At 58.1% G+C, this 25,631-nt stretch carries 22 protein-coding genes; 7 read left to right on the top strand and 15 right to left on the bottom strand.

Annotated features, from left to right (window positions below; genetic code table 11):
* Positions 1–23: 23 nt before the first annotated feature.
* The 5 genes from M0D65_RS17115 to M0D65_RS17095 all read right to left on the bottom strand — a co-directional run bounded on the left by M0D65_RS17115 (position 24) and on the right by M0D65_RS17095 (position 5,260).
* Complete coding sequence (locus tag M0D65_RS17115; RefSeq protein ID WP_266253729.1) at positions 24–1,460, bottom strand: MFS transporter; 1,437 nt, start codon at positions 1,458–1,460, stop codon at positions 24–26.
* Positions 1,453–2,886: an MFS transporter gene (locus M0D65_RS17110; protein ID WP_266253728.1), complete on the bottom strand. Its 1,434-nt coding sequence runs from the start codon at positions 2,884–2,886 to the stop codon at positions 1,453–1,455. The genes M0D65_RS17115 and M0D65_RS17110 overlap by 8 nt, the downstream gene beginning before the upstream one ends.
* Before the next feature lie 407 nt (positions 2,887–3,293).
* On the bottom strand, positions 3,294–3,995 hold the full coding sequence (locus M0D65_RS17105) for a TetR/AcrR family transcriptional regulator (RefSeq protein WP_170275702.1): 702 nt from the start codon (positions 3,993–3,995) through the stop codon (positions 3,294–3,296).
* Between the two features lie 160 nt (positions 3,996–4,155).
* Entirely contained in the window at positions 4,156–5,019 is an 864-nt protein-coding gene (locus tag M0D65_RS17100; RefSeq protein WP_266253727.1) for an alpha/beta hydrolase, read from the bottom strand.
* Between the two features lie 76 nt (positions 5,020–5,095).
* Positions 5,096–5,260 carry a hypothetical protein gene (locus M0D65_RS17095; RefSeq protein ID WP_266253726.1) on the bottom strand — a complete coding sequence of 55 codons (165 nt, stop codon included), beginning with the start codon at positions 5,258–5,260 and terminating at the stop codon, positions 5,096–5,098.
* Between the two features lie 247 nt (positions 5,261–5,507).
* On the opposite strand from M0D65_RS17095, the gene M0D65_RS17090 reads away from it, so the two are divergent.
* From M0D65_RS17090 to M0D65_RS17080, 3 genes are all read left to right on the top strand, one after another.
* Positions 5,508–6,614, top strand: a complete 1,107-nt coding sequence (locus M0D65_RS17090; protein WP_266253725.1) for a LacI family DNA-binding transcriptional regulator — start codon at positions 5,508–5,510, stop codon at positions 6,612–6,614.
* 156 nt (positions 6,615–6,770) lie between these two features.
* Positions 6,771–8,078 (top strand): histidinol dehydrogenase, encoded by a 1,308-nt coding sequence (gene hisD, locus M0D65_RS17085; RefSeq protein ID WP_091015682.1) that lies wholly within the window; start codon positions 6,771–6,773, stop codon positions 8,076–8,078.
* Between the two features lie 184 nt (positions 8,079–8,262).
* A complete protein-coding gene (locus M0D65_RS17080) occupies positions 8,263–10,005 on the top strand; it encodes a CocE/NonD family hydrolase (RefSeq protein ID WP_266253724.1) in 1,743 nt (580 codons plus the stop codon).
* A gap of 98 nt (positions 10,006–10,103) precedes the next feature.
* On the opposite strand, the gene M0D65_RS17075 is transcribed toward M0D65_RS17080, so the two are convergent.
* The 9 genes from M0D65_RS17075 to M0D65_RS17035 all read right to left on the bottom strand — a co-directional run bounded on the left by M0D65_RS17075 (position 10,104) and on the right by M0D65_RS17035 (position 21,304).
* Positions 10,104–11,969 carry a CocE/NonD family hydrolase gene (locus M0D65_RS17075; protein ID WP_308076681.1) on the bottom strand — a complete coding sequence of 622 codons (1,866 nt, stop codon included), beginning with the start codon at positions 11,967–11,969 and terminating at the stop codon, positions 10,104–10,106.
* Entirely contained in the window at positions 11,966–13,402 is a 1,437-nt protein-coding gene (locus tag M0D65_RS17070; protein WP_266253723.1) for an MFS transporter, read from the bottom strand. The genes M0D65_RS17075 and M0D65_RS17070 overlap by 4 nt, the downstream gene beginning before the upstream one ends.
* An 87-nt stretch (positions 13,403–13,489) precedes the next feature.
* Complete coding sequence (locus M0D65_RS17065) at positions 13,490–14,308, bottom strand: SDR family NAD(P)-dependent oxidoreductase (RefSeq protein WP_266253722.1); 819 nt, start codon at positions 14,306–14,308, stop codon at positions 13,490–13,492.
* A gap of 4 nt (positions 14,309–14,312) precedes the next feature.
* Positions 14,313–15,281 carry a cyclase family protein gene (locus M0D65_RS17060; protein WP_091015673.1) on the bottom strand — a complete coding sequence of 323 codons (969 nt, stop codon included), beginning with the start codon at positions 15,279–15,281 and terminating at the stop codon, positions 14,313–14,315.
* A gap of 117 nt (positions 15,282–15,398) precedes the next feature.
* Positions 15,399–17,600, bottom strand: a complete 2,202-nt coding sequence (locus M0D65_RS17055) for a xanthine dehydrogenase family protein molybdopterin-binding subunit (protein WP_245811599.1) — start codon at positions 17,598–17,600, stop codon at positions 15,399–15,401.
* Entirely contained in the window at positions 17,597–18,577 is a 981-nt protein-coding gene (locus tag M0D65_RS17050) for a xanthine dehydrogenase family protein subunit M (protein WP_091015671.1), read from the bottom strand. The genes M0D65_RS17055 and M0D65_RS17050 overlap by 4 nt, the downstream gene beginning before the upstream one ends.
* Positions 18,564–19,034, bottom strand: a complete 471-nt coding sequence (locus tag M0D65_RS17045) for a 2Fe-2S iron-sulfur cluster-binding protein (RefSeq protein ID WP_308076680.1) — start codon at positions 19,032–19,034, stop codon at positions 18,564–18,566. The genes M0D65_RS17050 and M0D65_RS17045 overlap by 14 nt, the downstream gene beginning before the upstream one ends.
* Before the next feature lie 588 nt (positions 19,035–19,622).
* Positions 19,623–20,318 carry an SDR family NAD(P)-dependent oxidoreductase gene (locus tag M0D65_RS17040; protein ID WP_091015668.1) on the bottom strand — a complete coding sequence of 232 codons (696 nt, stop codon included), beginning with the start codon at positions 20,316–20,318 and terminating at the stop codon, positions 19,623–19,625.
* 113 nt (positions 20,319–20,431) lie between these two features.
* Positions 20,432–21,304: an NmrA family NAD(P)-binding protein gene (locus tag M0D65_RS17035; RefSeq protein WP_091015932.1), complete on the bottom strand. Its 873-nt coding sequence runs from the start codon at positions 21,302–21,304 to the stop codon at positions 20,432–20,434.
* A gap of 99 nt (positions 21,305–21,403) precedes the next feature.
* Here M0D65_RS17035 and M0D65_RS17030 point away from each other — a divergent pair, with 99 nt between their 5' ends.
* The 4 genes from M0D65_RS17030 to M0D65_RS17015 all read left to right on the top strand — a co-directional run bounded on the left by M0D65_RS17030 (position 21,404) and on the right by M0D65_RS17015 (position 24,560).
* On the top strand, positions 21,404–22,357 hold the full coding sequence (locus M0D65_RS17030) for a LysR family transcriptional regulator (RefSeq protein WP_091015666.1): 954 nt from the start codon (positions 21,404–21,406) through the stop codon (positions 22,355–22,357).
* 372 nt (positions 22,358–22,729) lie between these two features.
* Entirely contained in the window at positions 22,730–23,053 is a 324-nt protein-coding gene (locus M0D65_RS17025; protein ID WP_091015663.1) for a DUF4148 domain-containing protein, read from the top strand.
* Between the two features lie 68 nt (positions 23,054–23,121).
* Positions 23,122–23,442 (top strand): DUF4148 domain-containing protein, encoded by a 321-nt coding sequence (locus M0D65_RS17020; protein WP_091015660.1) that lies wholly within the window; start codon positions 23,122–23,124, stop codon positions 23,440–23,442.
* A 260-nt stretch (positions 23,443–23,702) separates the two neighbouring features.
* The gene (locus tag M0D65_RS17015; protein WP_091015658.1) at positions 23,703–24,560 is read left to right on the top strand and encodes an NmrA family NAD(P)-binding protein; all 858 of its coding nucleotides are present in this window, start codon (positions 23,703–23,705) and stop codon (positions 24,558–24,560) included.
* Between the two features lie 43 nt (positions 24,561–24,603).
* Here the strand turns inward: M0D65_RS17015 and M0D65_RS17010 are convergent, their stop codons facing one another.
* Positions 24,604–25,377, bottom strand: a complete 774-nt coding sequence (locus tag M0D65_RS17010) for an SDR family NAD(P)-dependent oxidoreductase (RefSeq protein ID WP_266253721.1) — start codon at positions 25,375–25,377, stop codon at positions 24,604–24,606.
* Positions 25,378–25,631 lie beyond the last annotated feature (254 nt).

Raw genomic sequence — 25,631 nt, 5'->3', positions numbered from 1 at the left:
CGGTAACCGTCTATCGCTCGACCTTACAAGCGCGTCCGCCGGACTGCGGACAATTGAACCGTCAATGCTCCGGCAACCACTGGAATCATCGTCAGCACGTAGGCGATAGTCGAGAAGCCCCACTGCTTATGCACGAGACCGCCGACGAAAAGGGACGCGCATATCTGCCCAAGGCGACCCGCACCCATTGCCCAACCCACTGCCGTTGAACGGGCCACTACCGGATAAAGGGTGGCGCACAGCGCCATGATTGCCGAGGCGGCCAGATCGAGCAGAAAGCCGGTCAGCAACATGCTGAACGCGGCAGGAAAAATGGCGCCACCGGCCGCGGCAAAACCCGCCATGCAAACCGCAGCCGAAGCGAAAGCGACGAGTAGTACGCGTACGCTGCCGAAACGCATCATCAGCACACCGGCCACAAGCATGCCGGCTACACCGCCCAGGTTCTCGAGACCGACCATCCATGCCGCGGTTGACGGCCTGACACCAGCGAGATGAAGCAGCGACGGATACCATAAGAAAATGGTGCTGAGCACGCCGTAGGTGGCAAAAAATATCGCCCACAGCGTCAAGGTCTGCATCGTCCAGTCATCGCGAAACAGCAGGAACAGGGAACCGGTATCCGCTTTCGTACTGTTCGCCCGCAGATCCACTTCGCCTCTTACTGCGTTACCTCGAAGATGTGCGACCACAGGCGCCGCGCCCGCAGAAATTCCCCGTGTCGACATGAATTGCAGCGACTCGGGCAACATGGCGAACATGCCGATAACAAGCGCGAGCGGTAAGCCACCGACCAGATAGAACAGCACGTTCAAGCCGAATCGCGTCACCATGTACGAGCCAAGAAAGCCACCGAGCATGCCGCCGATTGGATAGGCCGCGAACAGCGCCGTCACCATGACGCGCCGGAATCGTTCCGGTAGATACTCCGATGCAAGCGTGATGAAGCACGGGGTCGCACCGCCGAGGCCAATGCCTGCGATCAGGCGGATCAACGCCAACGTGCCCAGCGTTGGCGCGAACGCGGTTGCAACCGTCAGCATGCCAAAGAGCAGCACGGAAAGAATCAGCATGGGACGGCGACCGAAGCGATCGGCAAGAAGACCGATCAACAGCGCTCCGATCATGTACCCGGCCTGTCCCGCCGCGAACACTGTCCCCAGTGCTGATGTTCCAACGTGCAAACGGTCCGCGAGCAAAGAACCGGCTACGCCGATCGCCTGGCTATCCATCCCGTCAAGAAGCGCAACGAGCGCGCACAACGCATACGTCCGCTTTTGCAATGGCCTGAGCGGAATACAACCGTCGATCAGGTTGTCGACATCGACCGTCTCCCTGCCCGTACGTTGCAATGTGGTCGCGGTAGCCGCGGCGCCACCGCTGCTGCCCGATATCGGCCCGGACTTGCAATCGTGCGGCACCGCCGATTTCACCGCCCTGTTCCCAACACAGTCACTCACCAATTGTCTCCAGTGCGGCTCCACGCGTCTCGATTCCAAACAGGAGGAAGCTCAACCCGGCCACGAGATAGCACGTCGCGAGAAAACAGAAAGCGGGGATGAGCGATGCGAGTGAAGCGGCAGGATTGATTACGTTGGACGATCCGACGATCAGAGCAAGTCCAAGTGGACCGATGATTTTCCCAAGACCTCCGACCCCATACGCCCATCCCATGCCCGTGGCACGCAGCGACGATGGCCATATTTCTGACGAGTAGGGGCCGACCACCGCAAAAGCACCATCGACAAACACGTTGGCAAGGATCAATCCGCTCACGAACGCTGACAGCGTGCCAATCGTCGTGGCGTGGCCGAACGCTGCCGCGGTTAGGAGGAATGCCCCACCTAATCCGGCCATCGCTCCACATGCGCGACGTCCAATGCGGTCCGCCAGGATCGAAAAGAAGATCCGGCCGGAGAACCCCGCCAACGTAACGAAGATCATCAAAAATGACGCTCGCGCCGGCGACACGCCTAACTGAAGGACGAACAACGTTGGCGCCCACATCAGGAAACCGTAGTAACCCGTTTGCGCGGTCAGATTGATCATCCAGGTCAGCGCGACGCGCCGCGGATAAGAGAAAAGATCGCGCATACCCACCTGCATCCGCCGTATCGGTGCGGGCGCGGCGGGCAAGGTGCAAGGGTCTACCTCAAGTGCCCACGCGATCGAACGCCGCGCCTCGTCGACCCGTCCCACAGAAAGCAACCAGTGTGGAGATTCCGGGACCCACGTGCGAATAAGCAGCGTCAGCAGCGCAGGAGCGAGCCCTACCCCGAAGAGACCGCGCCAGCCGATCCAGTGCGACAGGAAAGCAGCAATCACTGACCCAAGCAACATCCCGACCGGCACGGCAGCGGTAACCAGTCCCCCGACCAAACCGCGCTTCGATGCAGGCACAAACTCCTGCGTAAGCGGAAGATCCACACAGTAAAGTCCGCCCACCCCGAATCCGACGATAAAGCGAAACACGGCTAAATACACCCATCCGTGATCCGGCGTGAAGGCCAACGCACCGCTAGCCAGCGAAAAATTGACGACCGTCGCAAGAAATACCTTGCGCCTGCCGAACCGGTCGGCAATCCGTCCGTAGACAATGGCGCCTCCCATTGCGCCAACACCCGACGAAAGCAGGATGAGCGCCGATTGACCAAAGCTCAGGTGCCACGGACCAACGACAAAGGCGAGTACAAATCCAACGACGAAATAGTCGAAAAACTCCAGCATGTCGCCGAGTATCGCCGCAGTGATGACGCGCCACTGGTTTCCCGTCAATCGCGTCTGCTGGTCGAGGCACGCCAATAGCGCGCTACGTCCGGCGATAGCAGGGTTCAGATTTGTGTCTACGTCACCCTTGCTTGCATGTCGGGTGAAATGCTGATCCATCAATCGTCTTCCTCTCCTGGTGCGCCTGTGGCTCGGTCAGGTTGTCCTCACGGAGGTGTGTATTTCCTCTTTTAATTATTGTTTGATAATTTAAGACGTGAAACGCTGCTTGTCAATCTGGAAACAGCATCACATTGCGTTGCACGGGTAAACGATCAGCCTCGTCCTCAGCGGCAATGTTTCACCAACAGATCAACCGGATACGAGACGGAAAATGGTCGCCAGACACACGCTTATTGCGGGTGTCGAGCGCAGTGTTCCAGACGAGGTGGGATGTGCGTGCGGGTGCAAGAAGTCGTGCTGGCAACGGGTTGCACGACGAGGCAGTCAAGGAAAGGAATTGCTCTTGTAACGCACCGTGGAACTCACTAGGACAACAGCGCACCAATTGCGTCGTTGCGGAAAATTCAGGGGCGGCGAGCCTCGGCCGTGAACCGCGCGATTGCGTGAGGTGCTGCGTCGATGAAGGCATCGATTGTTACGTCAAGAACGTTCTGGCTTAGCTCGTGGTCGGTCGATGTGCCGAAGGCACAACGCCGGATCCCATGGTAGAAGATCCCACCGTGAAAGGACCATACGAAGTCGAGTTCGTCTTCCGTAATGGGAATCTCGAGTCCAGACACCATCCTGTACTCGGCGCGTAACTCCTCGCACAGCGGCATCAGGATGCGCTGCTCAAGGATACGGAAGTACCGGCGATTGATTTCCACACCCGAAAGTCCGGCGAAAACATAAAGCCGCATCCAGTCACGATTGAAGACGACCTTCAGGTATGAGTTATAAAACTGGACGAGGCGTTCCCGAAGTGAAAGTGACCGGTCACGGATCAGTTTGGGCCATTGGCTGTCCCAACGCTGGGTGAACACGGCATCGAACACGGCATCGACCAGATCATCTTTCGATTCGAAATAACGAAACATAAGCGGCTGGGTCACGCCAATCTGTTTCGCCAGGTCATGCGTCGAGCCACTAAAGCCATGTTCGGAAAAGAAATTGATACTTTCGCGGATGATCTGCGCCCGCCTCTCGTCCGGCGATTGCCGGCGCCGCTTTTCCGGCACCGCGGAAACAGCAGCACGGGTGCGCGTCGATCTGGCTTTAGCGTTCACGTTACCTTGCGTCCTCTCGAAAGTCAGTTGCCATATTCTGAACGGCTACTGTGCGTGAATCCTGGTCGGCGGTCATGCGCCACGTTGCCAGCAACATACCGTCGTCGACACGGGAACCCCACGCATTATATCGACTCGTCGACGCAGTGCCTGCTTCGTGTCAAGGCGTGGCTTTCCCGATAAAGCGCATCGCTTCGCTGATGACAGTGGAGTGATCCACCATTCGATTGTGGCCAAAGCCATCCGTTGAGTAAAGTTGCGCATCGGGCCATAGTTCAGCGAACCGCGCGCCCTCTTCCCATGGCGTCACGCGATCCTGTCGGTCGTGAATGATCAATGCCGGTTCGGTGCGAACTCTCAGGTAACCTGACGCATCGTAATCAGAAAAACGCTGGCCGGTTAATTTGTGTACCCACTCCTCAAACAGAGCAAAAACTTTGGGCGAAATGCCTAACTCACGAAAATGGCGACGTGTACCTTCCTCCGCAGCCAGCATCGGAGCGATCAGGACATATCGGAGCGGCGGTGTCGCATCTTCTCGCGCGAAGACAGCGGCGGTTGCTCCAAGTGAGTGGCCGATCAAGACACTGGGTTGACCGAAACGCCGGCCTATTTGACGGAGCACTGACGTAAAGCGAGCGAGATGGCTGACTCGACCACCGCTCAAGCCGTGTCCGACCTGGTCGAAACAAACCACCGCGTAGCCAAGCGCGAGTAAGTGTGGCACCCACGGAGTAAAGCGCAGCGCGTAACTCGACCACCCATGCGATATCAAGACGAACGGTTGGCACGATGGATCACCCCATACGTAGATCTCAATCCACTCTCCGTCGAGTTGGATTCTTGACCTTTGAACATCTCCCAGGGACGCAAGTTTACTTTTGGCATGCTTGTACGTTGAGGGATCCGGCGTGACAAACAGTTTCCCCAAGTATTGAACCACTAGCCTGGGTGCCAGCTTGCTGGCTACCGACAAGACCAGTCGTAGCCCTCGCAAGCGAACTACCTTGATAGCTTTACCCATTCTGTTACCTCTGTACGAGTCACTGAGCGGCCCTCAATCCTTTCAACGACAAGGTTCGAAGTTATTGGCACGGTGCTCAGAATTTCCCGCGATCGCGATGCATCGATGACCGTTTCTTGTCTTCGTTCTCGCAAACATAGACGGTCTCCGCCTGGGCTCGTAGACGGATCGACTCCGCGAGCCAGCGGCGTACCTCGACAGCAATCCGGCGCCATTCATCATGTGTTAAGACTCGCTTCATTGCGCATCCCTCTCGATCTTCCATTCACGCATCAATGTCTGGGGCAACACTAAACGGATATCTCGTCTGAATGAAGAGCTATGCCGTCATGAATCCAATGACTTTCGGTCATTGATTGATCATCACCGTGTCTGGTCACACCGCGTCGCCTTCATGCACAAACGACCGTCAGGATATGATCTGGGCTTACTGCACTCCGAGTCACCGCAAGCCAGTAACGCAGGCAACGATTCAATGGAAGCCACCGATGAAGCCGGATCCAGTCAAGATGGAAGCGGAACCCGAACGACGCCCCGCTACGGCCTATGAGGTCGCGGAACTCGCGGGCGTATCCCAGTCCGCGGTATCGCGCGTCTTCACGCCCGGTGCCAGTGTTTCCACGGGCATGCGCGAGAAAGTTCTGGATGCGGCGCAGCAACTTGGCTACCGCCCTAACCTCGTTGCCCGCTCGCTCATTACGAGGCGATCGAGTCTCATTGGCGTCGCGGTACCCGGTACCGCCAACCCCTTCTATCAGGCGGCGCTTGACGCGCTCTCCACGTCCTTTGCCAGAATCGGCTATCGGATTTTGCTATTCACCTCCGATCCCCTTGCCGGCTCCGACCCGATCCTCGAAGAAGTATTGCGCTATCGCGTGGATGCGCTGGTTCTCATCTCGACGAGTCTTTCATCTCACTTCGCCGATGAGTGCCTTCAACAGGGCCTCCCGGTCGTCATGCTCAACCGCAAGACAGACGGCGATTCTGTGCCCAGTGTCGCAGGAGACAACCGGCGAGGCGCAAAGGAGCTCGCCGCCTTCCTGTTCGCCGGCAAACATCGGCGTTTCGCGTACGTCGCCGGGCTTGAGCATTCGTCGACGAACCGGGATCGGGAGGCCGGATTCCTCGAAGGTCTAGCCGAACGCAAGGTCCGTCATGTCGATCGTGTGACTGGAAATTATTCCGCTGACGATACCGCGTCGGCTGTGCGCACACTGCTGTCGTCTACAACACCACCTGACGCGATATTTTGCGCGAACGATTACATGGCGCTCGTGGCCATCAATCTTGCCCGAACCGAATTCGGGCTTAACGTGGGCACCGACGTTTCCATCGTCGGATTTGACGACATCGACATGGCGCGGTGGCCGATCTTCGGGCTGACCACCTACTCGCAACCGGTGAAATTGATGGTCCAGCGCGTCGTTCAGGTGGTGGAGCGCCAGCTTTCCGCAGCAGTCGTGCCCGCCGTGCAACACGTCATCGACGGAGAGCTGATCGTGCGCGGCTCCGCACGCGTACCGCAGACCGGCGTGGTGCAGTCCGCAGACCAGTGGACCTGGCGCTCGCGCAAGCGCCAGGACATATCGCGGTGAGCGTCATTTTCGTGCTCACATAGATATAAATTATCACTTGATATCTTGAATTTCCTCCGAGGCAGGTCTATCCTCAACCGAGGATTGCATTCGTATGCAATCACATTTGCATTCGAATGCAAAATTCCCGAACCCATACCCGAAGGAGAAGTTCAAATGGCCAGATGGCTCAAGCATGGCGCAGAGGCTGACGTGATCAAGTCTGCCGCGAAAGAAGTCCGCGATACGGTGGAAGCAACCCTCGCGGACATCGAAACGCGCGGAGATGAGGCAATACGCGAACTGTCGATCCGGTTCGACAAGCTGGACCGTGACGATTACAGACTGTCGCAGCGTGAAATCGACGATTGCCTCTCCCAGTTGACCACGCGTGACATTACGGACATCGAATTCGCTCAGAAGCAGGTAGAAAACTTCGCTCGACACCAACGCGCATCAATCCTCGACATCGAGGTTGAGACGCTTCCAGGCGTGATCCTTGGGCACAGGAACATTCCAGTCAACTCTGCAGGTTGTTATGTGCCGGGCGGTAAATATCCGCTACTCGCTTCTGCTCACATGTCGGTCATCACGGCTCGTGTTGCCGGCGTGCCACGCATCATCACCTGTGCACCGCCCTTTCACGGCAAGCCTGCTCCCGCGATTGTCGCTGCACAGCATATGGCCGGGGCGCATGAAATCTATTGCCTCGGAGGCATCCAGGCAGTCGGTGCCATGGCGATCGGCACAGAGAAAATTGCACCTGTAGACATGCTCGTCGGCCCGGGTAACGCATTCGTCGCGGAAGCCAAGCGACAACTTTTCGGTCGCGTCGGCATCGATCTCTTCGCCGGACCGACCGAGACGCTCGTGATCGCAGACGAATCGGTCGACGGCGAGATGTGCGCGACGGATCTGCTTGGACAAGCGGAACATGGTCCGGACTCACCCGCCGTCCTGCTGACAACCTCAGAAAAACTCGCGCATGAAACGCTGACGGAGATCGAGCGCCTGCTCAAGATCCTCCCGACCGCCGATATTGCGCGCAAGTCGTGGGACAAATACGGCGAAGTCATCATTGCGGACAGTGACGAGGAGATGGTCAAGATCGCCAACGACATCGCGTCTGAACACGTTCAGGTATTGACGCGAGATGTCGACTACTTCCTCAAGAACATGACCAACTACGGCGCGCTGTTTCTCGGTCCGCGCACAAACGTTGCGTTCGGCGACAAGACCATTGGCACGAACCATACGTTACCCACAAAGAAGGCGGCGCGTTATACGGGCGGGCTATGGGTCGGGAAATTCCTGAAGACCTGCACGTACCAGCAAGTTCTGACAGACGAAGCGTCCGCGCTGGTCGGTGAGTACTGTTCCCGCCTATGTGCGCTGGAAGGTTTCGCGGGGCACGGCGAACAGGCAAATCTGCGCGTGCGTCGCTACGGGCACCGCGATGTGCCATACGGCGGAGCCGCGGTCTGAAAACTTCCGGATCGCCCGATTTCCGGTTGGCACTGCGCATACGTGGCTACTCGCGGGTCGTCCCGTATCCAGTCGGGTAGTAGCGGCTGCTACGTTCGCAAAGGATTGTGCATATGGCTGGGCGGAAGTCAGCTTGCACGGTTGCAAGCTGACTTTTATAAGGGAACTGGCGAGGAGACACGAGATGAATCAGGAGCGAAGCGAAATACGCGACGGCATGCAGATCACGTGGGACGCTGCGATTCAGATGGATGACGGCGTGGTATTGCGGGCAGACATCTTCAGGCCCGTCGACGCAGGAAGATATCCCGTCATCATGAGCTACGGCCCATATGGCAAGGGGCTGGCGTTTCAAGACGGCTACAGGACAGCGTGGCAATCGATGGAGCGAGACTATCCCGACGCGGTTACCGGAACCAGCAACGCGTACGCGAACTGGGAAGTCGTCGACCCGGAAAAATGGGTTCCGCACGGTTATGTCGTCGTGCGCGTCGATTCGCGCGGCGCAGGGAGATCGCCTGGCTACCTCTGCCACAACAATCATCGAGAACAGAAGGACTACCACGAGTGCATTGAATGGGCGGCCGCTCAGCCATGGAGCACCGGCAAGGTAGGGCTGAATGGGATCTCATACTACGGCGCGAATCAATGGCGCGCCGCCGCGACTCAGCCTTTGCATCTTGCTGCAATCTGCGTTTGGGAAGGTTGGCATGACAACTATCGTGACGGCAATCGGCACGGCGGCATTCTGTGTACGTTTCGCAAGAACTGGCAGGACATGCAGGTCAAGACGGTCCAGCACGGCGTTGGCGAGCGTGGCGCGACTAGCAGACTGACAGGAGAGCTGGCGTGCGGGCCGGAGACCTTGACGAACGACGAACTGGTCAGGAATCGAGAGGACATGCACCATGAAATGCTCTCGCGAGCGCTGCTAACCGACTACTATAAAGAGCGTTCGGTCGACCTCACGAAAGTACAGGTGCCGCTGCTCTCCGCTGCCAACTGGGGTGGACAAGGATTGCATGCGCGCGGCAACTTCGAAGGATTTATCGGCGCCGCGTCTACCCAGAAATGGCTTGAGGTACACGGTGGTTCTCATTGGGCGCCTTTTTATACCGACTACGGCGTAGCACTGCAGAAGAGATTTTTCGATTGCTTTCTGAAGGGTGAAAACAACGGTTGGCAAGACCAGCCGAAAGTACAGTTGCAGGTACGCCACCTCGACAGGTACGTGCTTCGTTACGAGGATGAGTGGCCGCTTGCCAGAACGGCATGGACGTCGCTCTACCTCGATCCCCACACTCTCCAGTTGAGCGACAGCCGTCCTCAGTTTGTCAGTACGGTGCAGTACCGGGCGATGGGAAAAGGCGTGACGTTTATGACGTCGCCGCTTACGGTCGATACGGAATTCACGGGCCCATCGTCCTTGACGCTGATCATTTCGTCCTCGACTGCCGATGCGGACTTCTTTGTCGTTCTTCACGTTTTCGATCCGACTGGAAACGAAGTGACATTTCAGGGAGCACTCGATCCCAAGGCCCCTCTGACACAAGGATGGCTACGCGCATCGCAGCGAAAGCTGGATCCGGACAGATCGCGGCCGTACCGGCCATTTCATTCCCACGATGAGACGCAGCCCCTGGAGCCGGGGGTTCCCTATGAAGTCGACATCGAGATCTGGCCAACGTGCGTTGTTCTTCCAAAGGGTTATCGGCTCGGTCTTACGATCATGGGAAGAGACTACGAACACGGTCTGGAACAATCGACCCTTTCGAACATGAAGAATCCGATGAAGGGATGCGGTCCTTTCTTGCACGACGATCCGGTCGATCGGCCGTCGGAGATCTTCGACAACATCGTGACTTTGCACTTTGATCCGGAACGGCCAGCCACGCTATTGGTCCCCGTGATACCCGAACGAAGCTGACGTGAACTATCGAGTATCGTTTAACTGCGTCCGCTGGCCTATCCAGCGGGCGCCGCATTCCCATGCTGACTGTCAGATCGCCCAACACGCCGGAGCGGTTATTTCGCCTTCGGCACTATCGGTAGAAGCACGTAGTTTTCACGCCCACCACCCAGGTGCAGTGTCGTTGTTCCACCGAATACATCAGCAGGCCGGTCACGGGGATCGTCGTGGAGGAACGGGCCACAACCGGTGAACTCATTCTTCATGTTCGACAGCTTGCCACCGCTTCCACCTGGGTAGACGTAATCCTTGCCTCGCACGCTCAAGGCGATACGCGCTCCGGGTGGTACAACAATTGAAGTCGGCCACAGTTCGATGTCGAGTTCGTAGATCTCGCCAGGCGTGAGAGGTTGAATCTCGTCGTGAGTGTGATACGGCCGGAAAGGTAGCGATCTAGCCAGATCAAGCTTGCGGTGTGATGCACGCAACCAGCCCTGCGCGATCGGTGTATGAGGATCCAGTGCTCCGACGAACACCACCTCATTGAAGTCAGCCGAAAACACGCGGAGTACGAGGAACAGGTCCGCATCCTTCGTGCTCGAGGAAACATTGAGTTTCGCGGCAATCGGCCCAGTCAGTTCTGTCTCCTCTACGAGTGGAGGTGTCACGAACGTAAAGCCATCGCCAAGTGCATCGAACGCGAGGGTCGCGGCTGCCTGCTGCGGCTCCGTCGACAATGCGCTGTTGTCAGCTTCGAGATGGTAGCGGGTCCACTGTGTCCGGGGAAGCGGCCAGTTTTCCTCGGTGCGTTCGACGAATGTCTCCCCTGGGTGCCGAACCTGTAAGCGCACCTTCGGCTCCCGATCCCAGCCGTTGTTTTCACCCTTCAGGAAGTAATCAAAGAACCGCTTCTGGATGGCGATGCCGTAATCGGTGTAGTAATGCGTCCAGTGCTCGATACCGTGAACCTCGAGCCATTTCTGCTTCGAGGCAGCAAGCATGTACCCTTCGAAATTACCGCGCGGATGAAGCCCCTGCCCGCCCCAGTTAGCGGCCGACAGCACGGGCACTTCAATATCGTTCCAGTCGGGCGTGCGGCACGTGTGAAATTCGTCGATCAATGGATGCTTGATGATTTCATCCCACATGTCGATCCGGTTGCTACCGAGTTGCTCCTCGGACAGCGTCACCGGGCCAGACACCCATTCGCCATTCAGCCGGCTACGATAACCACGCTTGCCGACACCGTGCTGCACGGTCTTCACCTGCATGTCGTACCAGTTCTGCGCGAACGTGCAATAGATTCCACCATGGAAAAACATCTCCCGGTAGTAATCCTGGAAGCCTTCCCAAACACAGATTGCAGCCAGATGCTTCGGCTTTTCCGCCGCGACCTGCCACTGATTGTTTGCGTAGTACGAGATGCCGCTCAAGCCAACCTTTCCGTTACACCACGGTTGTACCCCCGCCCAATCGATGCAGCGCGCAAAGTCCTTGATCTCCTGAGCCGACCAGGTCTCGAGGTAACCTGGCGAGCGCCCCGCGCCGCGACTGTCGACGCGGATGCAGATGTAATCGTGAGGCACCCATTTCTCGGGGTCCGCGACTTCCCAACTTTGATACCTGTTGGAGGAGCCTGCTTCTACGTCAGGATGCTCGTGCACCATGCGGTCCCACGCCGTCTTGTAGCCGTCTTCGAAATGCAACAGCTTCCCATACGGTCCATGCGACATCAAAACCGGGAAACGCCCTTCTTTGGCCGGCCGGAATATGTCCGCCCTCAAGACAATGCCGTCGCTCATGCGGATCGGCACATCCCATTCGATGACCATATCCAGCCTGATCTCGGTCCTCAGCGCCCGTGATTCATCGTCGGACGTGTGGTCGGGCTCAAATCTCTGCGAAGTCATTTTTCCTCTTCCTCTTTCAGGTGATTCCCATGGCCGCAGTCGCAGCCATTGCTCTATCTCGACCCTGTTCAATGGGCAATGCGGTTGATTGCGGGTCCTCGCGGGTCCGATAACGTGTCGATACCGGTTTCGCCCTGTTCGGAAGCGTCAGCGGGCGCCAGCACGGCGAACAGAATCCCGATCAGAAGGCCGCAACCGGCAAGGAACAGAAATGCGGGAAGGACCGCATCTGTTGTTGCACGTGGGGTGATGACGTTGCCCGTTCCTGCAATGACAGCAAGGCATAACGGACCGAGAATCTTGCCGACGCCGTTCGCAGCCTGCCCCACCCCGATCGCGCGGGCTGCGAGCCGTGTCGGAAAAATTTCCACGGAATAGGGCCCCACCACGCACCAGCCGCCGTCAAAAAATAGAGCGCCCACCGCAACCATGACCACAAAAACAGGGAATCCTGCGACGCTATGCTGGGCACCCAACCCCGCGGCACCCAGCGAGACCGCGATACCAAAACCGAAGATCGCGCAAACCTTCCTGCGCGTCATCCACCTGGGTAGCAAGGAAAAAAGCAGACGACCTGCAATGCCGGCGAGGGCTATGGCGATGAAATGTTTTGCGGCTTCGGCAGGCGATATCTTCAGCAGCAATGCAACGATCGTCGGCCCCCAGAGATAGACTCCGTAGCCGGCCGTACTGAGTGCAGCCCACGTCACCACCACCAGCAGTGTCCGGCCGGGAAACAGCAATAGCTCGCCGATCCGCCCATTGGGCGCAGGCGCGGCTGTAACGCCCGTCGCTGTAGTCAATGCGGGTAGGTCGGATGCATCCATTCCGAGTAGGCGCGCGAATACGTTGCGCGCCTCGCCCAAGCGCCCTTTGCTGATTAGCCACTGTCCTGATTCGGGAACAAACAGCGCAGCAGACACTGTGACGAGTAGCGGTGCAAAACCCAGCGCCGCGACACCGCGCCAACCGAACGCATGCAAGAGGGTCGCGGCGGAAATAGAGGCAATCAGCGATCCGACCGAAGCGGCGACGATGGGAAAACCCGTCAGCCGTGTGCGATAACTCGCAGGTGTGTGCTCGACGAGCAGAACCGTCTGCGTCGTCGCCGCGCCGGCAAGCCCACAGCCGACCAGAAAGCGCAGCGCGGCGAAACCCAGCCACGCTCCTTCTGGCAAAAAGGCAGCTGCGCCTGCGCTGAACCCACAGATCGTGGTGCTGATCAGCAACACGCGCTTACGACCAAACGCATCCGCCAGCGAGCCGCTGAATAGCGAGCCCACGATCGCACCGGCCCCAGCGCTAAGCAGAATCAGCGATGATTCTCCGTATGTCAGGTGCCATCCCGGACCGAGAACTGCGAGCAGGAATCCGACAAGATAGAAGTCGAAGAAATCGAGTGTAAAGCCGAGGCAAAACACGGAGAACGCGCCGAAGTAGCGCTTCTTGGGCCGTGAGCTCGCGTATAGATTCAGCAAGTCCCGCCGCTGCGTACCAGGTTGCATGAGCTGTCTCCGTCCATAATCTTGTCTGTGTAGTGATAGCTGCACTGCTAGCGATTCCGATGCATCTCAAGCGGTGCTCGAGATGCATTACTGAGCGGTCCATCCTCCGTCTATCCGCAGACTCGTTCCTGTCACCATGGCAGCGGCTGGTGACGCCAGGTAGCAAACGGCGGCCGCAACATCCTCCGCCGGCAACAGCCGCCTCATCGGCAATCGGTCCATGACCCAGCCATAAAATTTTTCGTCCGCGAAGAACGATTTCGTCATAGAGGTCTCGACGAAGGTTGGCGCGACCGTATTCACGCAGATACGATTCGCAGCGAGCTCCAGTGCCATAGCCTTGGTCAATCCTTCGATCGCATGCTTTGTCATGCAGTACACCGATCGACGGATAGCACCTACATGCCCCATCTGAGACGACATGTTGATAATCGAGCCTCTGGCTATACCGCTTTCGATCATTTTTCGCGCACATGCTTGCGCTACCGTGAACATCGATCGAACGTTGAGCAGCAGCATGGCATCGAGCTGCTCCAACGTAACGTCGACAAATTCGATCGGGAAATTCGTTCCCGCGTTGTTCACCAGGATATCCAGACGGTCCATTCGATCGATCGCCGCAGAAAACGCATCGACGTCCGTCACATCGCACACGATGGCCGAGGCTTGACCGCCTTCGTTGTGTATCCGGGTTACGACGTCGTCGAGTTCGCTTGCGCTACGACTTAGCGCGTAGACCGTGGCGCCGCGTTGTGCAAGCGCGCTAGCGATCTCCGCACCAAGCCCTCTTCCGGCTCCCGTCACGAGCGCCGCCGCACCATCAAGACCCGAAGACAATTTCTGCGACCCCATCACGATTCCCCTGGGATGACCGGCGGCATCACGTTGTTCCGACGTACCGGTCAAGCCGCTACTTGATGGCAAGCGGATTGAGAGGCGAGCCCACCGCCTTCGTAATTGGCAACGGCGGGGCGGTGAACATGAACTCGTACACGCCATCCTTCGCGCAGTCTTCGGCGAGTTCCTTCACGTAGAAGATCTCTCCCATGCTGATTCCGATCATCGGGATCACGACCCAGTGCCATGGTTGTGTGCAATCGTCGGTTTCGTTCGGGCGTACTTCACATCCCCACGTGTCGGTGCAAATGGCGGCAATCTGTTTGTCGTGTACCCAGTTTGCCGTCTCGAACGCGAGACCAGGGGCCGAACCACCGGCATATCCGCCCCAGTCTCCCTCATGGAGACAACGTTCCATGTGGCCCGTTCGAACGATCACAAAATCGCCACGGCGGACACTCACACCCTGAGCGCGTTGTGTCGCCTCAAGATCGGCGATCGAAATCGCATCGCCGTCTCGCAGCGAATCGACACCCAGGTAGCGCGCAACGTCCAGCAATACGCCGCGCCCCACCATCTTCGCCTTCGTCTTCTCAATGCCGTTCTTCTGGGCGCCGTCGCTGTCCACCAGTCGAGCGTCGTAGCCGTTCCACATCTTGTCGTCGAAGAAGATATGACTCAGGGCGTCCCACTGGGTGCCACACTGCAACGGAAACGATACGGCGTCGTCCGCGTACCTGAGACCACCAGCGTCCTGATTTCCCGCAACCGCATCGGTCCCGGTGGCGAGCATCGTGTGGATCGGATTGAAGCGATTACCCCAATGCCCCTTCTGCGGACCGTCGCGGTCGAAGTTCAGGCCGAGGGAGAACACCTTGCCTTTGCGAACGAGCTGCGCTGCGTTCTGGATGTCCTCCTCCGATACGTAGTTGAGTGTCCCGATTTCGTCATCGGGACCCCACTTGCCCCAGTTCTTGCAACGTTCTGCGGTACCACGCACGTGGTCCAGGGTGAATTTGTTTGCGTCGTAACGATGTACCATTTTCGTCTCCTTGTTTATTGATTGATAACTTATAATTCGTCGAAGCGAATGTCAAGAGCCTCACGTGTCGCGAGCCAATCTCTTCGCTAAATTCAGGTTGATTCCTGGTACGCCGTTTCAGGTTTTGACGAGCTTGTCCGGTGTGATCGGTAGATCGCGCACACGCACTCCGATAGCATCGAATACGGCATTCGCTATCGCCGCTGCGACGCCTGTCGCGCCCAGTTCACCGATCCCCTTGGCACCGAGCGGACCGGAGTTCGCGTCAAATTCGTCGACAAACGCTACGTCTATGTCAGGCGGAATGTCGGCGTTTACCGGAATAGGTACCCCTGCAAGATCTTTTGCGAGCCATCGCCCAAGTGTCGGCTCGTAATGACTGCCCTCCATGGCGGCCATGCCCCATCCCCAGACAATGCCCCCTATCATTTGAGAGCGTGACGTCATGGAGTTGATGATTCGACCCACGCTATACACACCTGTTGCCCTGCGAAGTCGTAGCAACCCCAGCTCGGGATCGACACCGACCTCCACGAAGACGACACCGAAAGAGCGTGTGGGGAATCCTGGAGAGCCCATATCTACCGGCGCGTTACCGGGTAAATCAAACGCACCGTCCGACGCGAGTTCGGCCACACCAGCCTCACCCAGAACGTCCTGGATGGTACGGGAGGTCCCGGCGTAAGCGATACGTCCGCCCTTTAGCGAAACCTGATCCGCAGGCCAGCCGGCTAGCCTCGCCAGTTTGGATCGAACATCCTGTGCCGCCCTTTGCACCGCGGCACCCGTGCTTATCGTGGTGGCTGAGCCGTAGGTAGGCCCGGCATACGGCAGGTTCGTGTCGCCCGATAGCGCGGTCACCTGGGACGGATCCAGGCCGAGTACCTCGGCAGCGATCTGGGGGAACGCGGTGGCAGGCCCCGTCCCGATGTCGCAGAAGCTCGATTCAAGTTGAGCCGTACCGTCAGCCCGTAGCCTCACCTTCGCGGTCGAGTGAAACCGTGCCTGTCCCTGGCCGCAGTCCGCCACCCCGCAACCGATCCTCCAGTGACCATCGAGCGTTCCACCTTTCGGACGCTCGCGCCACCGGAAGCGTCGCGCACCTTCGTCGTATGCCTCTCGAAGTTTTTTCGACGACCACGGTTTGCCGCTCTCCGGGTCACTTTCCGTGTAGTTGGTCAATCGTAGATCGAGAGGATCGATGTTGAGCGACCTGGCCAGTTCATCCATGGCCGAGCCAAGTGCCCAGGATCCTGGACCATCCCAGGGGGAACGCATGAAAGTTGGCAGTACAACGTGACCACGGCGAATTCGATGGGTAGCAGAAATGTTCTCGCACGCGTAGAAAGATCTCGCGGGGACTGTGCCGAATTCCACATAGTCGTCGGTCATACCGGTCACGTTCACGACCTGGTGGCTGATACCGAGAAGCTTGCCCTGTGAATCCGAACCAAGCTGCACGTCCTGGGTCATCTGGGGCTGATAGCCGACCATGCCGTATTGCTGCTGGCGTGTCAGCGCCATCTTGACAGGTCGACCCACGACACGGGCGGCCATGCTGACCAGGATTTCATGAGGCCATACGAAAGCCTTGGTGCCGAATCCCCCACCCGTGTGTGGTGCAATCACCCTGACGTGTGCGTTATCGATTCCGAATGCGGCCGCCAGTGTGTTCTGCACTGCCGGAAGATGCTGTACGGCGTCGTACACGGTCAGCTTCTGCCCTTCCCAAACTGCGAGGATGGCGCACGGCTCCATCGGGTTGCCATGACGAGAGGGTTGCGTATATTCCCCGCCCACACGGAAAGCCGCAGCCGCAATCGCCCCGGCAGCGTCGCCCTTGTGGAACTCAAGTGCGTTCGCTTTCGAATAATGCCCCTTCTCTGGAGCAACGTCCGCGGCGGGCGCGTTGTCCGGTACGATGAACGGGCGTCTCTCATAGCGTACGCGGACGACAGCAGCGCCCGCCTCGGCCGCCTGCAGACTCTCGGCCAGCACCATCGCAACCGGCTGTCCTTCATAGGCAATCTCGTCCGATTGCATGGGAATGAATCGCGTTGCAAGCGGCGGCACACTGATTTCGTCGAGCTTCCGATGCACACGCGGCATATCGGAGGCCTTCAGCACCCTGACTACTCCGACTCGCGCGAGAGCCGCGGTCGCATCTATCGAAACAACACGGCCGGCCGGAATGGTCGCGCTGACGAACACCGCATAGAGTTGAGTCGGCAGGTTCCGGTCTCCCGCATAGAGTGCGGCACCGGTTACCTTGATAGGCCCGTCATGTCGGGGGATGGCTTCACCCAGATTGTTCATCATGCCCTCGCTGCCGTATCGATAGTGCGCAGTACCGCGTTGCGCGCAATAACGATCTTGTAGCCGTTACGCGAAAGTGGACGCGCGTCGACAAAACCTGCATCGACGGCTGCATTGACACCAGCAGAACCTAGACGCTGGCCGACCAGCCTGCGCTCTGTTTCGTCCAGCCTCCACGGTCGCATCGCCACCGATCCCAACGCGATCCGTGCGTTCGCGATGACATCCCCGTCGAGCTCTAACGCCACCGCTGCCGACACAGTCGCGTACTCGTAGCTTTCACGCTCGCGAATCTTCAGATAGGCGGACTTTGGCCAGGCCTTCGGTATTTCGACCGCCGTAATCAACTCCCCTCCTCCGAGCCTGTTATGCGCCGCCGGGTTTTCGCCCGGCAGCACATGAAAGTCACGGGCTGGAATTCGCCGGCCGCCGCCGGGACGTTCGGTGATAAACACGGCGTCGAGCGCCGCAAGCGAGACCGCTGGGTCGGATGGCTGCACCGCCACGCAGTCCTCAGTCCAGCCGAAAATGGCGTGCTTTTCATTCAGGCCGTGCAGCGCGGCACAGCCCGAACCCGCAACGCGTTTATTGCAGGGAGTTGGCTCATCCGCGCGAAAGTATGGGCAGCGCACACGTTGTAGCGGATTTCCGCCTATCGTCGCGAGATTGCGGATTTGCGCCGATGCAGCCTTCAGTATTGCCTGCGAGAGGACGGGGTAGTCACGCATGATCTGTGGATGCTGCGCGATATCGTTCAGCTTGCTCAAGGCACCAATGGTCACCGCACCAGACGGCGCCTGGTGGATTTCCGACAAGCCATCGATCCGGCCAATATCGACGATCTTCGTCGGTTTTTCGATCCCGATACGCATCCAGTTCAATAGCTCTGTGCCGCCCGCGAGGAATGCCGAGCCACTGGAACTGCCACGTGCGAGTGCTTCGCCTGTCGACGACACCCGCTCGTATTCAAACGGCTCCATGTGCGCCTCCGAGCATTTCGAGCGAGGCCGTCTCGACCGCCGCGGCGATCTGCGGATAGGCCGAACATCGGCAGAGATTTCCGCTCATCCACTCGCGGATCTCCACGTTGGACCCTGTGTGCCCTTCTTCAATGCAGCCGACCGCAGACATGATCTGCCCCGACGTGCAGAACCCGCACTGGAACGCGTCGCAGCTTATGAACGCACGCTGCACCGGATGCAGCGAATCGCCTGCAGCGAGTCCTTCGACCGTCGTCACACGGCGTCCCTCCAGGGTCGCAGCAAACACAAAACAGGAGTTGACCCGTCGCCCATCCAGCATAACGGTGCAGGCACCACACTCGCCGCGGTTGCAGCCTTTCTTCGCGCCGGTGAGATGCAGTTGCTCTCGCAGCAAGTCAAGCAACGTGACGTCCGAGCGCACCTCGAGACGATGTCCAACGCCGTTGATCGTCACCGATATCCGCACCAGATTGTTGGTGCGTGGCGTGTGCGACCGGTTCTCCGTCAACGCAGCAACGGGTGTTGCCTGTACGCCGTTCAGCGCAACTGACGTGGCAGCCGCCAGAGTCGAGCGGAACAGACCGCGACGAGTCATGACCACGCCGGTCGCCTGTTGAGGTTCATCGGCATCGGTTGAGTCCGGTTTCGATTCCGGGTCGTTTCCCATGTGTTTCCCCAAATAGTTGAATCACGCTATGCGCAAAAAATCGCTTCGTTCATGAGGGCGAAGACAACTCAAGAGCTCGTCAGTCAGGACACATCCGAGGCGGGCATACGGATTGATTATGCCCACGCAAGGCTCACGACTCGATATCGCGGATGTCATCTAACAAATGACAATTAGTCATGGTTACAGTCACGAATAGCCCGCTTGCTTCGTAGGGAGATCGCCTTCACCTCACCCCTTCACACCGGGAATGGATTCGGCGGTGCTGCGATTTCCATTTAAATTATTGAACGATAAATATGGGATTGCAAGCGAGGCAGACCCCAGGACTTCCACGAACCAGCCGTTCAATCCGGAAAGAACCAGCGACAGTCCCTACCAGGGCAGGATTTCCTTGCGATAGTTCGTGAACACCAGCCCGGACGTTCCCCGGTAGTGCTCCAATGCATCTACGACGCCGGGAATACTCGTTTCGATGTCAAGGAGCGCTTCCGGGCCACCCATGTCCGTACGGACCCATCCCGGCGCGACTACATAGAAAGTGCGCGTATCCGCTATACGACGTGCAACCAGGCTCTTCATCAGCGTATTGAGTGCGGCCTTGCTGCCGCGATAGACCTCCCAGCCTCCACTAGTGTTGCCAGCGATACTGCCCAGCTCGGATGACATCACGGCAATCATTCCCTTCGGGCAAACGCACTCGACCAGGCGCTCAACAACGCGCATGGGACTCAAGGAATTCGTCACCATGACTCGCACGAATTCCTCTGTCGAAACCTGGTCGACCGTCTCTTGCGGATCATTGGTCACGCCTGCGTTAACGAAAAGAAGTTCGAAACTTCTGTCCCGGCAACGTGCGAATAGCGCGTCCACTTCGTCAGGCTTCGTGATGTCGACGGTTTCAATTTCTAGTGCGTGGTAGGACTTCTGCAATTCGTGCAAGGCTGTTTGACCGCTCTCGCTGCGCACCGTGGCAACCACACTCCACCCGCGACGCAGATACTCACGTGCAAGACCCAGACCAAGCCCGCGGGACGCGCCGATGATTAAAGCAGTTGATTTTTCGGACATGGCATAACTCCCTTGAAGCAATTTGACTAGCTGCGCTCACACTGCGCACTGGATACCGGAAAAACGCACCGCATGTGAACGGAGGAAAAGCAGCGCCACCGGATGTCTGAGCCTCACACCGTTTCGAAAGTGTGATGAATCAGCCCGCGCACAACGACTTCTAGCGGAACACTACCCTTGACGGTATTTTTCGGGAATTCAAAGTCGATCCATCCTGCGTTGAGACCATCCAGCATCTGGATATGTAGCAACGAGTTCTTCATTCCCTGCGAGGCGAACACTTCCTCCCATGTGTCGCGAGCCACAGGTTGCATCCGAATATCACGGCCCAGCAGTCGGGAAAATACTTCTGCGACATCGTTAGGGGAGGTTCGATGTGGACCCTCGATCTCTACGATCTTCTTACCGATCCAATCCTGGCGAAGAAGACGCGCTGCCATTCGACCCACGTCGGCGATCGCCACCATAGGAACCGGCTTCCCGAGCGGAAAAAGGAAGCTTGGAATTGCGCCGGATACGAGTGCGGATGCAATGTCCGAAGCTGCGCTCTCCATGAACCATGCAGCGCGCAAAAAAGCGACTGGCATAGGCAGCGAACCGAATTCGCGCTCTATCGAGCTGTGTTGTAGCAGGGTACCTGGCTGCGTTGCGTGGGCACCAATCGTGGAGAGACAAACTACCCGCTTCGGCATTGCTGAAGTTAGCGCGTGCCTCAATGCGGCGATCGAGACGGTCGACTCTGGAGATCCAGGCACCGGATCAAAATTCGCTGACAACAGAACGAAGACCCCTTCGACACCGCGAAAAGCACGTAACAAAGCGTCTGCATCGTTCATCTCCGCTACAGCCACTTCGCAACACTGGTCGACCCATTCCACTCCTTTAGCTGCTTCGTCAACGATCGCGCGCACGTCCAACCCAGCCGCAAGCAGAACGCGTGCAACCACTCCTCCCACCGGATCGACGATTCCGGTAATCGCAAACATTGCGCCCTCCATGATTCGCAGTATTTGATGGATTTTGTGCGTAGGCACGTCGTTTAGCGATAACATCAGTGTCATTTGATACATGACAGGAGAGCATCGATGGCCGGCTTCGATGAACGCATCTTGAACGGTATGGGCGTGCTGTCCGCGATTGTCGATACCGGCAGTTTTGCGGCAGCGGGAGACATACTTGACATGTCGCAATCGGGAGTCAGCCGTTGCATAGCGCGGCTTGAGGGACGACTCGGCGTTCGCCTTCTTGACCGCACAACGCGCTCGGTCACGCTAACCGATGAAGGCCGCCGTCTCTACGAACAGGTCATGCCACTGCTTGCCGCACTCGAGGAAGCGGCGACGTCGGCGACTCAGGGCGTGACCGCCGTGCGTGGCCGGCTAAGGGTGAACGTCGATCCGTTTTTCTCCCGACTACTGCTCGCTCCGAGGCTGGGATCATTTATCGATCAATATCCGGAACTCCGGGTTGAACTGATCACGAAGGACCAGCTCGGGGACATGATCGCCGACGGGTTTGACGTTGCGGTCAGATTTGGCGAGCCTCGACCTTCCAGTCTTGTCGCACGAAAGCTCCTGGATACGCGCAACCTGACTGTTGCAGCACCCGCCTACCTCAAGCGCAAGGGTCGCCCCGAACAGCCCTCCGAACTTGAAAGCGACGCCCATCAATGTATAAGGTTCCGGGATCCCGAAACAGGGCGGCCTTTCGACTGGGAATTCCATCGCGGGCGCAAGAAAATTACCGTCGAGGTCGCGGGACGACTCACAGTCAACGACGTGGTCACAATGCATAGCGTCTGCCTGGCCGGCCACGCGATTGCTCAGGTCATGGAACTTGGTGTGGAACAAATGCTTGCGGATGGCAGACTTGTCGAACTGTTTTCCGACTGGCCCGACGACCGGTTTCCCCTTTACGCACTCTACCCGTCCCGGCATCATGTTCCGGCCAAGGTACGCGTGTTCCTCGATTTTATTAGTTCACTCAGCGCGCCCCCTAGCAGGCCGATTGAGAAACGCACCAAGCCTGGCCGCGCGTAGCCGCTAGCGTACCTCCGCCCGAACTCTGCATAAATATAGCCACCTGCGCGCGGCGCCTTCCCTAGCCGCGCCATAAACACCTCCCCAGTCGATCGCCAGAACCATCGTGGCAGACAAAGAGCCGCGGGCAATCGACATCCTCCGGGAAAGGCACATGCACCGCGACCTCGACGAAATCTCTACTGCGGAAGTTTCCCGCGATACGTCCCGGTAGCAGCGATCGGCACATCCTGCAGATTTTCTCGCTTGTCCATTAAATGACATTTACGCATCGATTTTATTACTTTGATGCTATTTCAGTTTGATCTCCTTTTGCCCAGAATTCATTTCAAGCGAAACGTTCGCTTACCAACCAACCGAAGGAGATTTGCCATGAACATCCGTCAACTGACCCTCGTAGCCGCTACCGTCCTTGCGTTCCCGATCGCCAGCCATGCCCAGGAAACCGGCTCAGGCCTCACCCGCGCACAGGTACGCGCCGATCTCGTTCAGATCGAGAAAGCTGGCTATCGCCCAGGCCAGAACGACCGCTACTACCCCACCGACATTCAGGCAGCCGAGGCGAAACTCGCTGCTACCAACGGTACCTCGGTCAACACCGACTCTGGTGTGGGTGGCGTCGCTTCCGGGACATCCGATTCCAGTGCCCGGGTTGCTTTCACTGACAACTCGCGCTCACTGTTCGCCCACCACTGAGACGACAGACAACCCTTCCAGCACGATCCGTGCTGGAAGGTCTCACTGACCGACACAGGACTCACGAAATGAAAACCGTCACGATCAACCTGATCGCAGCCGTCGTTATAGCGCTGCCAATCGCTAGCCACGCCCAGGGGCCGGAGACCGTTACTCGCGCCCAGGTGCGTGCCGAGCTGGTGCAACTCGAGAACGCCGGCTACCGTCCGCGCGCGAACGATCCGCACTATCCCGACGACATCCAGGCAGCCGAAGCGAAGATCGCTGCGAGCAATGCAAATGCTTCGGTCTCGACAAACAGCGTCAGTGGCTCGCCGGCCGGCTCGTCAGCGTCGGGCAATCGCGCCAATGCGGTGGAGATGTTCGGTTCTGTTTATGCACGTCATTGAAGGGCACGCACAGCGGTCTTCCCATACAGGATGAGCGCACCATCTTGATGATGTGCTGGGAATCGAACTAATGATTTTTCGTCATTATATTTCTGACTAACGGGCTCTTTAAGTCACGTGCCCTTCCGGCTTACCCTGAAAGCAGCTTCAATCGTTGACTACACGGCCGCCACGAATGCAAAACCAGGACACGCATCGGTCCGCGAGCAAGGCACGGAACGGCGACGGCCGCTTGATCTTCAATTCAAAGGAATATTTCAATGTTTGCGATTACAGGTATTACAGGCAAAGTCGGCGGTATCGTTGCGCGTTCGCTGCTAGCGAAAGGGTTGCCGGTTAGGGCAATCGTTCGAGATGCCGAGAAGGGTAAGCCGTGGGCAGATCTCGGCTGCGAAGTCGCGATAGCGGAAATCGAAGATTCCGACGCGCTAGCTAGCGCGTTCAAAGGTACCGACGGTGTATTTTTCATGACGCCGCCCAACTACAATCCGGAACCCGGTTTCCCGCAGACTCAACGAAATTGCGTGTCCGTCAAGCGCGCAATCGAGATCGCCCGACCCGGCAAGATCGTGTTCCTTTCCACGGTCGGTGCACACGTCTCCGAACCGAACCTGCTGAATAATTCCAGCATGACGGAAGAAATGCTGCGTTCGGTCGATATCCCGGTCTGCATGCTACGGGCAGCGTGGTTCATGGAGAACGCTGCGTGGGACGTCGAAGACGCACGTTCGGGTGTCCTTTCCTCGTTCCTTCAGCCGCTCGATCACCCGATTCCCATGGTGGCCGCAAAAGACATTGGACATACCGCAGCCGGGTTGCTCACCGAGTCCTGGAGCGGACATCGGATCGTCGAACTCGAAGGCCCAGGTCGCTATTCGGCAAACGACATTGCGGCAGGTTTCTCTGCAGCGCTCGGTTCTGCCGTGCGTGTACGAGCTGTTCCGCGCGACACGTGGGAAGCACTCTTCAAATCGCAAGGCATGAGTTATCCGATGCCGCGCATCCGCATGATCGATGGCTTCAACGAAGGGTGGATCGACTTCGAAGGCGGGAATGCTATCGAGCGTCGGTTCGGCACGATCGCTCTCGACACTGTCCTGCGAGAACTGATCTCGTAAGCCAGCGAGGCGTTCCTGCTTGCGGGAACGCCTCGTTTTACCGCTATGTATTTGCTATTCGAATACCCGTGAGACGCTCGCATGCATCGAGCAGCCGCTCCTGCACACCGTGATCGCGAGCTTGAGCTTTGGGCGTCTTCCGTCTCATGTGATAGAAGTATTCGCCGCTCACGCACGCGGCCGGGTCGTCACTGGTCGCAAGCCAGACTTGCGTCTTGGGCGCTGCCTCGAGATCGTCAGGCGCCCCTGCGCCACCCATTTTCGTCGCAACCCACCCCGGCTCCAGCGCGTTCGAGAATACGTTGTGCCAACGACGTGCCACCGCAAACGCGATCAATGCGTCATGAAGTTTCGAATCCGAATAGGCCGCGACACCAACCCACGGGCACGCTTTCCATTCAAGATCCATGAGACTTGTATCGCCCTGCTGGTGTAGACCAGAACTCAAATAGACCAGCCTCTGCGGCCTCTCGATCAACGCAGTCAGCACATACGGTGCAAGCGTATTGATAGCAAAGACATGAGGTAATCCGTCGACCGTCTCAATCCGTTTCGGTTCGCGATAACCGACCGCCGCATTGTGAATGACCGTGTCGAAATGCCCGAGCCGATTGACCTGGTCGGCCACGCTAGCTGTCTGCTCGATGCTGGACAAGTCGCCGAAGACCGCTGTTTCCGCGCCCGATACCATGGCCATTGCCTCCTCCGCACGTGCCTCGCTGCGCGCGTGCAGAACGACACGATGGCCGTCGGCGACTAGAAGACGCGCCGCCATTTGGCCCAGCCCATCGGCAGAGCCCGTGATGAATACTCGCATTGCGTGGTTCTCCTGTTTGTAGTGCATTTGCAATTGAGGCGTGCACCATTCTGCCTGGCGGCAGGTGCTTTCTCCATAGCATCAATGTCATTTGATCTATGTTGCTGATGCATTTGTCAGGAACACCGATCAGTGCGTGCTGAGCGGTATTGGCTTGTTGTCCACTGTCGTCGACATGGAGAACGTAGTGACGAAATTCGCGCATGCAGCGCGTCCTTGGGGTGTACCCATAGGAGGCGGCCTCGCTCGTTCGG

Source organism: Paraburkholderia sp. CHISQ3, from assembly GCF_030464945.1.
Classification (GTDB): Bacteria; Pseudomonadota; Gammaproteobacteria; order Burkholderiales; family Burkholderiaceae; genus Paraburkholderia; species Paraburkholderia megapolitana.
This window is presented reverse-complemented; position numbering and strand designations above follow the sequence as displayed.